At 73.1% G+C, this 13,358-nt stretch carries 9 protein-coding genes; 5 read left to right on the forward strand and 4 right to left on the reverse strand.

Annotated features, from left to right (window positions below; genetic code table 11):
• Window positions 1-7: 7 nt before the first annotated feature.
• Complete coding sequence (locus ACZ404_RS10185) at window positions 8-685, reverse strand: TetR/AcrR family transcriptional regulator (protein ID WP_468437906.1); 678 nt, start codon at window positions 683-685, stop codon at window positions 8-10.
• Window positions 686-824: 139 nt separating this feature from the next.
• Here ACZ404_RS10185 and ACZ404_RS10190 point away from each other — a divergent pair, with 139 nt between their 5' ends.
• The 5 genes from ACZ404_RS10190 (at window position 825) to paaK (ending at window position 9,081) form a co-directional block, all read left to right on the forward strand.
• On the forward strand, window positions 825-1,658 hold the full coding sequence (locus ACZ404_RS10190; protein ID WP_468437908.1) for an urea amidolyase associated protein UAAP1: 834 nt from the start codon (window positions 825-827) through the stop codon (window positions 1,656-1,658).
• Entirely contained in the window at window positions 1,655-2,245 is a 591-nt protein-coding gene (locus ACZ404_RS10195) for an urea amidolyase associated protein UAAP2 (RefSeq protein WP_468437910.1), read from the forward strand. Before ACZ404_RS10190 ends, ACZ404_RS10195 begins: the two co-directional genes overlap by 4 nt.
• Complete coding sequence (uca, locus tag ACZ404_RS10200; RefSeq protein WP_468437912.1) at window positions 2,242-5,808, forward strand: urea carboxylase; 3,567 nt, start codon at window positions 2,242-2,244, stop codon at window positions 5,806-5,808. Before ACZ404_RS10195 ends, uca begins: the two co-directional genes overlap by 4 nt.
• An 89-nt stretch (window positions 5,809-5,897) precedes the next feature.
• Window positions 5,898-7,625 (forward strand): allophanate hydrolase, encoded by a 1,728-nt coding sequence (gene atzF / locus ACZ404_RS10205; protein ID WP_468437914.1) that lies wholly within the window; start codon window positions 5,898-5,900, stop codon window positions 7,623-7,625.
• A 160-nt stretch (window positions 7,626-7,785) separates the two neighbouring features.
• The gene (gene paaK, locus ACZ404_RS10210; protein ID WP_468437915.1) at window positions 7,786-9,081 is read left to right on the forward strand and encodes a phenylacetate--CoA ligase PaaK; all 1,296 of its coding nucleotides are present in this window, start codon (window positions 7,786-7,788) and stop codon (window positions 9,079-9,081) included.
• Between the two features lie 25 nt (window positions 9,082-9,106).
• On the opposite strand, the gene ACZ404_RS10215 is transcribed toward paaK, so the two are convergent.
• The 3 genes from ACZ404_RS10215 to ACZ404_RS10225 all read right to left on the reverse strand — a co-directional run bounded on the left by ACZ404_RS10215 (window position 9,107) and on the right by ACZ404_RS10225 (window position 13,339).
• Entirely contained in the window at window positions 9,107-10,603 is a 1,497-nt protein-coding gene (locus ACZ404_RS10215; RefSeq protein ID WP_468437917.1) for an acyl-CoA synthetase, read from the reverse strand.
• A gap of 79 nt (window positions 10,604-10,682) precedes the next feature.
• On the reverse strand, window positions 10,683-12,233 hold the full coding sequence (locus tag ACZ404_RS10220; protein ID WP_468437918.1) for an acyl-CoA synthetase: 1,551 nt from the start codon (window positions 12,231-12,233) through the stop codon (window positions 10,683-10,685).
• Window positions 12,230-13,339, reverse strand: coding sequence for an NAD(P)H-dependent flavin oxidoreductase (locus tag ACZ404_RS10225; RefSeq protein WP_468437920.1), 1,110 nt, complete (start codon window positions 13,337-13,339; stop codon window positions 12,230-12,232). Before ACZ404_RS10225 ends, ACZ404_RS10220 begins: the two co-directional genes overlap by 4 nt.
• Between the last annotated feature and the right edge of the window lie 19 nt (window positions 13,340-13,358).

Here is a 13,358-nt window from a genome sequence, read left to right on the forward strand (position 1 = left end):
CCACCGGTCACGGGGCGAGGAGGGCTTCACCCTCGCGGCCGAGCTTGGGGAGCACGTGCTCCGGGCACCCCGCCATCCGAAGCGCCGCATCGGCGGTGGCGGCGGCGATCGCCGCCACCTCCCGGTGCGGCGCTTCACGGCGTACCAGGATGACTCCCTCGATGAGCCCGAAGAGCAGTTCGGCGCGGATGTCGAGTTCGGCGGGAGGAAGTGCGCCGCCAGGCTCCGTGTCGGCGAGCAGCCCGCGATAGGCGGCCCTCAATTCGTCGCGCACGGCCCGGAAATCCGCGAAGCGCTCGGCGGAGACCTCCGGGAGGAGGTAGAGGGCACCCAGGTTGTGGCGGCCTCCGCACAACAGGGCGACGTCCGCCCGGCACAGCGCCCACAGCCGGGCCTCCGCGGGCACGTCGTCGCGTGCGGTGAGCTGGTGGGCCAGCTCCAGCGAGGGCCGGACGGTGCCTTCCAGCAGCGTGGCGAGGAGGTCTTCCTTGCCGGCGAAGTAGTGGTACATGGATGCCTGCCGCATGCCCGCCCGCTCCGCCACCGCACGGGTCGTCGTCGCGGCGTAGCCGAGCGTCGTGAACAGCTCGGCAGCCGCCTCGAGGAGCTCTTCGCGAGCGGAGAGTCCGCTGTCGCTCCGCCCCGCCGCGCGCGGCCGCCCCACTCGTCGTCCCGTTGTGCTCACCTGACGATCGTCCCACACACACGGGTTTGCCCTCGCCCGGTGAGACCTCGGTAACTCGGGTGAAACCGGCGGGCAATCGGCCGGAAGCCGGCGCACCTTAATTTCTGTCGCACGACAGAAATTAAGGGAGGTGAGCGCCGTGTCGACAGGGACGACGCACGGAGCCCGGGACCACGCCCGTGCGCAGGCGGGCACACAGGTGGACACCATGCCGGTGCTCCCGGCCGCCGACTGGCCGGGACGGCTGCCGGAAGGCGTCGCGCCGCAGAGCCTGGTGTGGGCGGAAACCGTGGCCGGCGGCAACTACACCCACAAGGTGCTCGCCCGGGGCACGCAGCTGCGGTTGACCGACCGGGCCGGCGACGCGTGCGCCCACGTTCTGCTCCACGTCGCCGACCGGCCGTGGGAACGGCTCAACACCGCCGACACGGTCAAGGTGTTGTGGAACGCCTATCCGGGCGAGGGCCACCTGCTCCTGTCGGACCAGGGCCGGGTGCTCGCGTCCGTGGTGGACGACACCAGCGGCCGCCACGACGCGTTGTGCGGCACCTCCACCGCGGTGCGCAACACCGCCCGCTACGGCGACGGTTCCCCCCAGGGCCCCTCCCCCGCCGGGCGGGAGCTGCTGAAGCTCGCGGCGCTGAAGAACGGCCTCCAGCCACGCGACCTGCCACCGTCCCTCTCCTTCTTCCAGGGCGTCAGGGTGGCCGCCGACGGGAAGCTGGAGTTCACCGGCTCGGCCGGCCCCGGCGCGTCCGTGGTGCTCCGCGCGGAGCAGCCGCTGACGGTGCTGATCGCCAATGTGCCGCACCCCCTGGACCCGCGCGAGGCCTACGTCTGCAGCACTCTGGAGATCCTCGCCTGGCGAGGGCGCCCCACCGCTCCCGGTGATCCCCTGTGGGACGCCTCCCTCGAGGGCCGCCGCGCCTTCCTGAACACCGCCGACCACCTCGTCGCCCGGGGGATCGCATGACCAGCACCGTCGTTCCCGCCCGCGCGCCCTGGTCCGCGATCGTGGCGAAGGGCCGTCACCTGACCATCACCGACCTTCGCGGCAATCAGGCCGTGGACTTCCTCGTCTACGACGCCCACGACACCTCCGTGCGCTACAGCGCGCCGGACACCGTCCACGCCCAGGGCAACATCTTCCTCACCCGCGGCAGCGTGCTGCTGTCGTGCGAACACACCCCGCTGATGACCGTGGTGGAGGACACGTGCGGCCGGCACGACACGGTCGGCGGCGCCTGCTCCAAGGAGTCCAACACCCTGCGCTACGGCCACCACACCTGGTCGCAGCACGCCTGCGTGGACAACTTCCTCGCCGAGGGCGCCAAGTACGGCCTGGGCAAGCGAGATCTGGTGAGCAACGTCAACTGGTACATGAACGTCCCCGTGGAGGCGGACGGAACGCTCGGCATCGTGGACGGCATCTCGGCACCCGGCCTGAAGGTCGTGCTGCGCGCCGAGACGGACGTGCTGGTCCTCGTCTCCAACTGCCCGCAGATCAACAACCCCTGCAACGGGTTCGACCCGACGCCCGTCGAGATGACGATCGCATGACGCCCGGCGCCTTCGACACCCTGCTCGTCGCCAACCGGGGCGAGATCGCGGCTCGGATCATCCGCACCGCCCGCCGTCTGGGCCTGCGCACCGTCGCCGTCCACTCCGATCCCGACCGCGCGGCCCCGCACGTCCGGCTCGCCGACGAGGCCGTCCGGCTCGGGCCCGCCCCCGCCAAAGCCAGCTACCTGGATGTGGAGGCGGTGCTCCGGGCCGCCCGCAGCACCGGCGCGGGAGCAGTCCATCCCGGGTACGGCTTCCTGTCCGAGGACGCCGGGTTCGCGCGGCGTTGCGAGGCCGCCGGTCTGGTCTTCGTCGGGCCGACACCGCAGCAGTTGGACCTGTTCGGCACCAAGCACACCGCTCGGTCGGCTGCCGAGGCCGCAGGGGTGCCGTTGCTGCCGGGCACCGGACTGCTCGACGACCTGCCCGCCGCCCTCGAGGCCGCCGACCGGCTCGGCTATCCGGTGATGCTGAAGGCGACCGGCGGAGGCGGCGGCATCGGCATGCGGGCCTGCCACTCCCCCGCCGAGCTCACCGACGCCTGGGAGCAGGTCCATCGGGTCGCGTCCGCGTCCTTCTCGACCGCCGGCGTGTTCCTCGAGCGGCTCGTGGAGCGCGCCCGCCACGTCGAGGTCCAGGTCTTCGGCGACGGGCACGGCCGTGTCGTCACCCTCGGGGACCGGGACTGCTCGCTCCAGCGCCGCAACCAGAAGGTGCTGGAGGAGGCGCCCGCACCCGGGCTGCCGGACGGCCTGCGCGAACAGCTGGCGAGCAGCGCACGGGCGCTGTGCGCCTCGGTCGCGTACCGGTCGGCGGGCACGGTCGAGTACGTCTACGACACCATGCGCGGCGAGGCGTACTTCCTGGAGGTCAACACCCGCCTGCAGGTGGAACACCCGGTCACCGAGCAGACGTACGGAGTCGACCTGGTCGCATGGATGCTGCGGCTGGCGCGCGGTGAGGACCTCGCCCTGGACGCCGGCACGCCTCGGGGCCACGCCGTCGAGGCGCGGATCTACGCCGAGGACCCGAGCCGCGGCCACCGGCCGAGCGCCGGGTTGCTGACGAACGTCGCCTGGCCCGAGGGCGTCCGGGTGGACGCCTGGGTGGAGAGCGGTACGGAGGTCACCACCGCCTACGATCCCCTGCTGGCCAAGGTCGTCGCCCACGCAGAGAACCGGGGACAGGCGCTGGAGAAGCTGGCCCGGGCCCTGGACGCCACCCGGATCGACGGCATCGAGACCAACCTGGGGCTGCTGCGGGCCGCCGTCGCGGCACCGGACCTCCGGGAAGCGTGCCACACCACCGGGTCCCTGGACACGCTGACCGACCCGACGCCGCGCATCGAGGTGGTCCGGCCCGGAACGCTGACCACCGTGCAGGACTGGCCCGGACGCACCGGGCTGTGGCACGTCGGTGTGCCGCCGTGCGGCCCGATGGACGACCTGTCCTTCCGGCTCGGCAACGAGGCGCTGGGCAACGACGAGGGCGCCCCGGGCCTGGAGTGCACCCTGCACGGCCCCGCGCTGCGCTTCACGCACCCCACAACGGTGTGCGTGACCGGCGCCCCGACCGCCGTCACCGTGGACGCCCGGCCGGTGCCGCAGTGGGAACCGGTCACCGTGGCGGCGGGCGGCGTGCTGGAGGTGTCGGCGCCGCAGGGACCGGGTCTGCGCACCTATGTGCTGTTCGCGGGCGGCGGTCTGGACATCCCCGGCTTCCTGGGCAGCGCCGCCACCTTCACGCTGGGCCGGTTCGGCGGTCATGGCGGCCGGGCGTTGCGCGCCGGGGACGTGCTGCACGGCGGGACCGTCACCGGCGGTGCACCCGTACCGGTCGGGCGGCGCCCGGTCTTCGACCGCGAATGGCTGGTCGCAGCCGTTGAAGGGCCGCACGCGGCGCCGGAGTTCTTCACCGAGGACGACGTGCGCGACTTCTATGCCGCCCCGTGGAAGGTGCACTTCAATTCGGCGCGCACCGGGGTGCGGCTGGTCGGTCCGAAGCCCCGGTGGGCGCGGCAGGACGGTGGCGAGGCAGGTCTGCACCCGTCGAACATCCACGACACCCCGTATGCCGTGGGTGCGGTGGACTACACCGGAGACATGCCGGTGCTCCTCGGCCCGGACGGACCGTCGCTGGGCGGCTTCGTGTGCCCGGTGACCGTCGTCACCGGGCAGCGCTGGAAGCTGGGCCAGTTGCGACCGGGCGACACCGTCCGGTTCGTGCCGGTGACCGAGGACGCCGCGGCCGTCCTGCGCCGCAAGCCGGCAAGCCGGCCGCAGGCGTCCCGTCCGGTGCTGTGCGACGGCGGGGTGCTCGGCCGGCTGCCGGAGACCGACACCCGGCCCTCGGTCACCTACCGGCGCAGCGGTGACGACAACCTGCTCGTCGAATACGGGCCGATGCAACTCGACCTGGCGCTGCGGATGCGGGTGCACGCGCTGGCGGAACGACTGGCGGCCGAGCGCCTCGACGGTGTCGTGGACCTCACCCCGGGGATCCGGTCGTTGCAGGTGCACGTCGATCCGGACAGGCTCCCGACGGCCAAGCTGCTCGGTCTCGTCCGGGAGGCGGAGCAGGAGCTGCCGCCCACCGGCGAGCTGGTCGTGCCGAGTCGCACCGTCCACCTGCCCCTGTCCTGGGACGACCCGGCGACCCGCGAAGCCATCGCCCGGTACATGGCAGGGGTGCGGGACGACGCCCCCTGGTGCCCGTGGAACATCGAGTTCATTCGCCGGATCAACGGTCTGGACTCGGTGGACGACGTGTACCGGACCGTTTTCGACGCCGAGTACCTGGTGCTGGGGCTCGGGGACGTCTACCTCGGCGCCCCGGTCGCCACCCCGCTGGACCCCCGGCACCGGCTGGTCACGACGAAGTACAACCCGGCCCGGACCTGGACCGCCGAGAACTCGGTCGGCATCGGCGGTGCCTACCTGTGCATCTACGGCATGGAGGGGCCCGGCGGCTACCAGTTCGTGGGACGCACCGTACAAGTGTGGTCGAGTTGGCGGCCGTCCCCGCGGCCGTGGCTGCTGCGTTTCTTCGACCGGATCAAGTGGCACCCCGTCAGCGCCGAGGAACTCCTGGACCTGCGGGCCGACATGGCCGCCGGGCGGCTGGAACTGCGCATGGAGGAGGGTGAGTTCGCCCTCGCCGAGCACCAGCGGTTCCTCGCGGACAACGCGGACTCCATCGCCGAGTTCGGCCGGCGCCAGGCCGCGGCGTTCGCACACGAGCGGGCCGCCTGGGCGGCCGCGGGCGAGTTCGCGCGCGCCGAACAGGCGGACGCCCCGGCGCCGCCGGTGGCCGAGGCCACCGTTCCGGACGGTGGCAGCGCCGTCGAGGCCGAGTTCCCCGCGAGCGTCTGGCAGGTCGCGGTGCGCCCCGGCGACCCGGTGCGGGCCGGCCAGAAGCTGATGGCCCTGGAAGCGATGAAGATGGAGTCGGCGGTCAGCGCTCCCACCGACGGCGTCGTCGCCGAGGTCCTGGTGCGGCCCGGCGACCAGGTCGAGGCGGGGACCGTGCTGATCACGCTGTCCCCGCCCGGCAGACGGTGACACCTCGCCCGCCGGCGCGACCGGACGGGACGGGCCGCCGCGCCGCGGACACGCACACGGACACGGACACCACCGGTAGGGGAGAGAGCATGACCGCGCAGCAGCAGACCACCGCGGTGGCGCGCGTGCGCGCCGCCTACGCGCGCATCGCCGAGACGGACCGCCCGGAGATCTGGATCACCCTGCGGCCGCAGCACCAGGCCGAAGCGGAGGCCCGTCGGATCGACGCCCGCACCGCCGCGGGACACCCGCTGCCGTTGGCCGGAACTGTGTTCGCGGTGAAGGGCAACATCGACGTCGCGGGCCTGCCCACCACCGCCGGATGCCCCTCGTACGCGTACCGGCCGGAGGCCGACGCCCCCGCCGTGTCCCGACTGCGCGCGGCCGGCGCCGTCGTGCTGGGCAGCACCAACCTCGACCAGTTCGCGACGGGCCTGGTCGGCACCCGCAGCCCGTACGGAGCCGTGCGCAGCGTCCACGACCCCGACCGCGTCAGCGGCGGGTCGAGCAGCGGCTCGGCCGTCGCGGTGGCGCTCGGCATCGCCGATTTCGCGCTGGGCACCGACACGGCGGGCTCGGGCCGGATCCCCGCGGCGTTCAACGGCATCGTGGGCATCAAGCCGACCCGGGGGCTGGTCCCGACCGCGGGCGTGGTTCCGGCCTGCGCCGGCTTGGACTGCGTGACCGTGTTCGCGCCCACCGTCCCGCAGGCCGAGCGGGCGTTCGGGATCATGGCGGCCGGCGCGCACCATCCGGACCCGGCCGACGGCTGGGCACGGGCCGGGGCCGGGGCCCGCCGACCGGGGCCGTGGCGGGTGGCCGTGCCGCCGACCGGTCAACTCGGCGAGATGGACCCGGGCTGGGCCGAGGCCTTCGAGGCCGCCGCCGACCGCCTCGCGCGGGCGGGTGCGGACCTGCGCACCATCGACCTGACACCGTTCTCCCGGGCCGCGGAGCTGCTGTACGAAGGGGCGTTCGTGGCCGAGCGGTACACCGCCGTCGGCGCCTTCATCGAGGAACACGCGGACTCCGCGGACCTCGACCCCACCGTCGCCCGGATCATCACAGCCGCCCGGGACATCCCGGCCCACCGCCTCTTCGCCGACCAGGACCGACTGGCCGCGCTGCGGGCACAGGCCGTGGCGCAGCTCGCGGACGCCGACGCGCTGCTGCTCCCCACCGCCCCGGGCCACCCCGCCCTCGCCGAGGTCGCCGCCGACCCGGTCGGCGCCAACACCCGGCTGGGCCGGTTCACCAACTCCACCAACCTGCTCGGCATGTGCGCGATCGCCGTCCCCGCCGGCCAGGTCGGCGGACTGCCGTTCGGCGTAATGCTGATCGCCCCGGCGTTCACCGACGAACGAGCTGCGTCGATCGCCCGTCTGCTCACACCCACCGTCCGGCTGGCCGTGGTCGGCGCCCACCTCTCCGGCCAGCCGCTCAACCATCAGCTGCGCGCCCTGGGAGCCCGCCTGACGGCCACCACGACGACCGCCCCGGCCTACCGGCTGCATGCCTTGGACACCGCGCCGCCCAAGCCCGGGCTCGTCCGTGTCCCCGAAGGGGGCGCCGCGATCGAGGCCGAGGTGTGGGAGCTGCCCGTGGAGGGGCTGGGCACGCTCGTCGCGGCCCTGCCCGCGCCGATGGCGATCGGCGGGGTCGACCTGGCCGACGGCAGCCGCGTGCCCGGCTTTCTGTGCGAACCAGCCGCGATCAACGGGGCCGTGGACATCACCTCGTACGGCGGTTGGCGTGCGTACCTGCACGACGGTCGCAGCGGCACCGGGCCGACGCGCCGGAACGCAGGACACGCCTGATGAGACGCTGCGCGGCGATGCGACACGGCGGGGGCCTCCTGCCGGAAAAATGCGGGTCCGCCTCTTGCCTGGAACCCGATGGCCTGCATTACTGGCCCCGAAGAGATCGACCGAATGATCGGTCGTCCGTACGGTGCGGCTGGCGAGGGAGAACGTCCCGATGGCGGATGCGACGGACCTGCTCGACGCGGGCGAGAGGCTCGGCCCCGAGGAACTGCGGGCGCTCCAGCTGGAGCGGCTGCGCGCCTCGCTGCGGCACGCCTACGACCACGTCCCCTTCTACCGGGAGTCCTTCGACAAGGCCGGCGTCCGCCCCGAGGACTGCCGCTCGCTCGCCGACCTGGCGCACTTCCCCTTCACCACCAAGGCCGACCTCCGCGAGCACTACCCCTACGGCATGTTCGCCGTGCCCCGCGACCGGATCCGCCGCCTGCACGCCTCCAGCGGCACCACGGGACGGCCCACGGTGGTCGGCTACACGGACAACGACCTCTCCCTGTGGGCCGACATGGTGGCGCGCTCGATCCGCGCGGCGGGCGGACGCCCCGGCGACGTCGTGCATGTGGCGTACGGCTACGGTCTGTTCACCGGGGGCCTGGGCGCCCACTACGGTGCCGAACGCCTGGGCTGTACGGTCGTCCCCGCGTCCGGCGGCATGACGGCCCGCCAGATCCAGCTGATCCAGGACCTGGAACCCGGCGTCATCATGGTCACCCCGTCGTACATGCTGACGCTGCTGGACGAGTTCGAACGGCAGGGCGTGGACCCGCGGGGCACCTCGCTGCGGGTCGGCGTCTTCGGCGCGGAGCCCTGGACCGAGCAGATGCGGCGCGAGATCGAGGAGCGGTTCGCGATCGACGCCGTCGACATCTACGGGCTGTCCGAGGTGATCGGCCCGGGCGTCGCCCAGGAGTGCGTGGAGACCAAGGACGGCCTCCATGTGTGGGAGGACCACTTCTATCCGGAGATCGTCGACCCGATCACGGGTGAGGTGCTGCCGGAGGGTGAGCGGGGCGAGCTGGTGTTCACCTCGCTCACCAAGGAGGCCATGCCGATCGTCCGGTACCGCACCCGGGACCTGACCCGACTGCTGCCCGGCACGGCCCGGGTGTTCCGGCGGATGGAGAAGGTCACCGGCCGCAGCGACGACATGGTGATCCTGCGCGGGGTCAATCTGTTCCCGACCCAGATCGAGGAGATCGTGCTGCGCACGCCCGGCGTGGCCCCGCACTTCCAGCTGCGCCTCAGCCGCGAGGGCCGTATGGACGCGCTCACCGTGCGCGCCGAGGCCCGTCCCGGCGCCACGCCCGAGGCACGGCAGGCGGCGGCCCGGTCGATCGCCGCCGCCGTGAAGGACGGCATCGGCGTGTCCGTGGACGTGGAGATCGTGGAACCGGAGTCGCTGGAGCGCTCGGTGGGCAAGATCCGCCGCATCGTGGACCTGCGCCCCCGCTGACGACCGGCACGGTGGCCGAGAGCAGCTAGCCGCCGAAGCGGTCCCGCAGGTCCCGCTTGAGGATCTTGCCGCTGGCGTTGCGCGGCAGCTCGTCCACGAACAGCACCCGCTTGGGCGCCTTGAACGCGGTGAGCTTCTGCCGTACGTGGGCGACGAGTGCCTCCTCGGTCACCTCGCCGCGTGGGACGACCACCGCCGTGACGGCCTCGATCCACCGCTCGTCGGGCAGGCCGATCACGGCGGCCTCGGCGACGGCCTCGTGGGTGTAGAGGGCGTCCTCGACCTGGCGGGAGGCCACCAGCACCCCGCCGGAGTTGATGACGTCCTTCACCCGGTCCACGATCGTGAAGTAGCCGTCCGCGTCGCGCACCGCGAGGTCGCCGGAGTGGAACCAGCCGTCCCGGAAGGCCTCGGCGGTCTCCTCGGGCTTGTTCCAGTAGCCCTCGCACAACTGCGGCGAGCGGTAGACGATCTCGCCGGGCGTGCCGTCGGGCACGTCCTCGCCCGCGTCGTCCACCACCCGGGCGTCCACGAACAGCACGGTACGGCCGCAGGAGTCCAGCCGGCCCTCGTGCTCGTCGGGGGCGAGCACGGTGGCGAGGGGGCCGATCTCGCTCTGCCCGAAGCAGTTGTAGAAGGCGAGCTCCGGCAGCCGTTCGCGCAGCCGCTCCAGCACCGGCACCGGCATGATCGAGGCGCCGTAGTAGGCCTTGCGCAGGCCGCCGAGGTCGCGGGTGGCGAAGTCGGGCCGGTTCGCCAGGGCGATCCACACCGTGGGCGGTGCGAACAGGCTGTCCACCAGGCCCGCCTCGATCAGGTCGAACAGCCGGTCCCCGTCCGGCGCGTCCAGGATGACGTTGGTCGCGCCGACCGCCAGGTACGGCAGCAGGAACACGTGCATCTGCGCGGAGTGGTACAGCGGCAGCGCGTGCACGGGCCGGTCGCCGGCGCTCAGGTCGAGGGCGGTGATCGCGCTCAGGTACTCGTGCACCAGGGCCCGGTGGGTCATCATCGCGCCCTTGGGCAGCGCGGTGGTGCCGGAGGTGTACAGCAGCTGCACCAGGTCCTCGGTGCGCGGTTCCGGCCCGTCGTGGGGCGCGGTGCCGGCGAGCCGGGCGAGCACGGAGTCCTCGGCGTCCCGCAGCGGTACGACCCGTACGCCGGCCGGCAGCCGGCCGGCGAGGTCCGGGTCGGCGAGCACCAGCGTGCTGCCCGACTGGCCGACGACGTACGCCAGGTCGTCACCGGTCAGGTTCTGGTTGACCGGCACGTGCACCAGGCCCGCGCGGGCGCAGGCGAGGAAGGCGATGAGGTAGGCGTCGGAGTTGTGGCCGTACGCGCCGACCCGGTCGCCGGGGGTGAGCCCCTCGGCGAGCAGGAGGGCCGCCGCACGGGAGACGGCGTCGTCGAGTTCCGCGTACGTCCAGGAGCGCTCCCGGTAGGTGACGGCGACCCGCGCCGGGGTGCGCCGCGCGCTGCGTCGCAGGACTCCGTCGACCGTGCTCCCGTGTCCAGGCGTCATGACAGGTGATCCTCGGCCCGCCGCCGCAGGAGGTCAAGTCGCCGCACGGCGGCGGGCCCGTGGCCCGGGGCGCCCGATGTCACACCGGGCGGGTGCGGCCCTCCCAGTACGGTGCGCGCAGGCGCCGCTTGTACAGCTTGCCGTTGGGGTCGCGGGGCATCTCGGCGATGAAGTCGACGCTCTTGGGCCGCTTGTAGCCGGCGAGCCGCTCGGCGCAGTGGTCGAGGAGGGCGGCGGCGAGGGCGGGGCCCGGCTCGTGTCCGGGCGCGGGCTCCACGACGGCCTTGACCTGCTCGCCCCAGTCGTCGTGCGGGATGCCGAAGGCGGCGGCGTCGGCGACGGCGGGGTGGGAGAGCAGCACGGACTCGATCTCGGCGGGGTAGATGTTGACCCCGCCCGAGATGATCATGTCGATCTTGCGGTCGCGGAGGAAGAGGTAGCCGTCCTCGTCGAGGTACCCGAGGTCGCCGACCGTGAAGAAGTCGCCGATGCGGTTCTTGCGGGTCTTGGCCTCGTCCTTGTGGTACGAGAACCCGCCGGTGCTCATCTTCATGTAGACGGTGCCCAGTTGACCGGGCGGGAGCCGGTTGCCGTCGTCGTCGAAGACGGCGAGTTCGCTGATCGGCCAGGCCTTGCCGACCGTGCCGGGCTTCTTCAGCCAGTCCTCGGCGGTGGCGAAGGCGCCGCCGCCCTCGCTGGCCGCGTAGTACTCCTCGACGCAGTGCCCCCACCAGTCGATCATGGCCCGCTTGACGTGGTCCGGGCACGGGGCGGCGCCGTGGATGGCGTGCCGCATGGACGACACGTCGTAGCGCTCCCGCACTTCCACGGGGAGGGCGAGGAGGCGGTGGAACTGGGTGGGGACCATGTGGGTGTGGGTGCACCGGTGGGTGTCGACGAGCCGGAGCATCTCCTCGGGGGTCCACTTGTCCATCAGCACCAGGCGGTGGCCGATGTGCAGGGACGCGCCCGCGAACTGCAGGACGGCCGTGTGGTAGAGCGGCGAGCAGACCAGGTGGACGTTGCCGTCGAACGGCCGGATGCCGAAGATGCCGAGGAAGCCGCCGAGATAGGACTCCTCGGGCCGCTTGCCGGGCAGCGGGCGGCGGATGCCGCGCGGGCGTCCGGTCGTCCCCGAGGTGTAGTTCATGACCCAGCCCAGCTCGCGCTCGGCCGGCGCCGACTCGGGGCGGCCGTCGAGGAGTTCGGCGTACGGGCGGAAGCCGTCGGCCTCGCCGACCGCGTACCGGTGGGTCGCGGGCAGGCCCGCCTCGTCGGCGGCGTGCCGGGCGGCATCCGCGAACCGCTCGTGGGCGACGAGCACCTTGGCGCCGGAGTCGGCGACGATCCAGGCGATCTCGGGTCCCACGAGATGGTGGTTGACCGGGACGAGGTACAGCCCGGCCTGGGTGGCGGCGAGGTAGGCGGTGAGGAACTCGGGCCCGTTGGGCAGGACGACGGCGAAGGCGTCGCCGCGCCCGAGGCCGGCCGCCCGCAGCCCGTGGACGAGCCGGTTGGCGGCTGCGTGCAGGCGGCCGGCGGTCCACTGCTCGCCGTCGGGGGCGACCAGCACCGGGCGGCCGGGGTCGGCGGCGGCCTGGGCCCAGAATCCGGCGGGGGGTGTGCTCACTGGCCGCTCCTTCCGGCGATGCGGTTGATGCGGTCCACGGCCTGCTCGAAGCCGCGGGTGAGGTCGTCGAAGACGGCCTGGACGCTGCGTTCGCCGGTCATCCGGCCGACGATCTGACCGACGGGCGTGCCGAGCAGCGGCTCGACCTCGTACTTCTGGATCCGGGAGACCGCCTCGGCCACCAGCAGGCCCTGCAGCGGCATGGGCAGGGTGCCGGGGCCGGCCGGGTCGTCCCAGGCGTCGGTCCACTCGGTGCGCAGCTGGCGGGCGGGCTTGCCGGTCAGCGCGCGGGAGCGGACGGTGTCACCGGACCCGGCGGCGAGGAGCTTGCGGGTCAGGGCGGGCGAGTGGAGGTCGGCTTCCGTGGTGGCCAGCCATATGGATCCGAGCCACACACCCTGGGCGCCGAGGCTGAGGGCGGCGGCCACCTGCTCGCCGCTGCCGATGCCTCCGGCGGCCAGCACGGGCAGCGGGGCGACGGCCTCGACGACCTCGGGGGTCAGCACCATGGTGGCGATCTCCCCGGTGTGGCCGCCGGCCTCGTAGCCCTGGGCGACGACGATGTCGATGCCCGCCTCCTGGTGCTTGCGGGCGTGCCGGGCGCTGCCCGCGAGGGCGGCGACGGGGACGCCCCGCTCGTGGGCGCAGGCGACGACGTCGGCGGGCGGCGAGCCGAGGGCGTTGGCGAGCAGCTTGATCGGGTAGTCGAAGGCGACGTCGAGCTGGGTGCGGGCGACCTGCTCCATCCAGCCGGTGATGCGCCACCCGGACGCCTCGCCCTCGGCCAGCTCCGGGACCCCGTACTTGGCGAGGGTGTCGCGCACGAACCGGCGGTGCCCGTCGGGGATCATCGCCTCGACGTCGGCCTCGGTGACGCCGTCGACCTTCTTCGCGGGCATCACCACGTCCAGCCCGTAGGGTCGGCCCCCGGCGTTCGCCTCGATCCAGTCGAGGTCCCGCTTGAGGTCGTCGGGGGCGGTGTAGCGGACCGCGCCGAGCACACCGAAGCCACCGGCCCGGCTGATGGCCGCGGCGACGGCGGGGAACGGCGTGAAGCCGAAGACGGCGTGCTCGACTCCCAGTTTCCTGCTCAGCTCCGTCTGCATGGGCGCAGGATGCCGCAGC

Source organism: Streptomyces sp. NPDC030798 (assembly GCF_055572275.1).

Coding starts and splice junctions, on each gene's coding strand:
- ACZ404_RS10195 (WP_468437910.1), top strand. CDS start 1,655: ATGACCAGCACCGTCGTTCCCGCCCGCGCGCCCTGGTCCGCGATCGTG.
- uca (WP_468437912.1), top strand. CDS start 2,242: ATGACGCCCGGCGCCTTCGACACCCTGCTCGTCGCCAACCGGGGCGAG.
- atzF (WP_468437914.1), top strand. CDS start 5,898: ATGACCGCGCAGCAGCAGACCACCGCGGTGGCGCGCGTGCGCGCCGCC.
- paaK (WP_468437915.1), top strand. CDS start 7,786: ATGGCGGATGCGACGGACCTGCTCGACGCGGGCGAGAGGCTCGGCCCC.
- ACZ404_RS10215 (WP_468437917.1), bottom strand. CDS start 10,603: ATGACGCCTGGACACGGGAGCACGGTCGACGGAGTCCTGCGACGCAGC.
- ACZ404_RS10225 (WP_468437920.1), bottom strand. CDS start 13,339: ATGCAGACGGAGCTGAGCAGGAAACTGGGAGTCGAGCACGCCGTCTTC.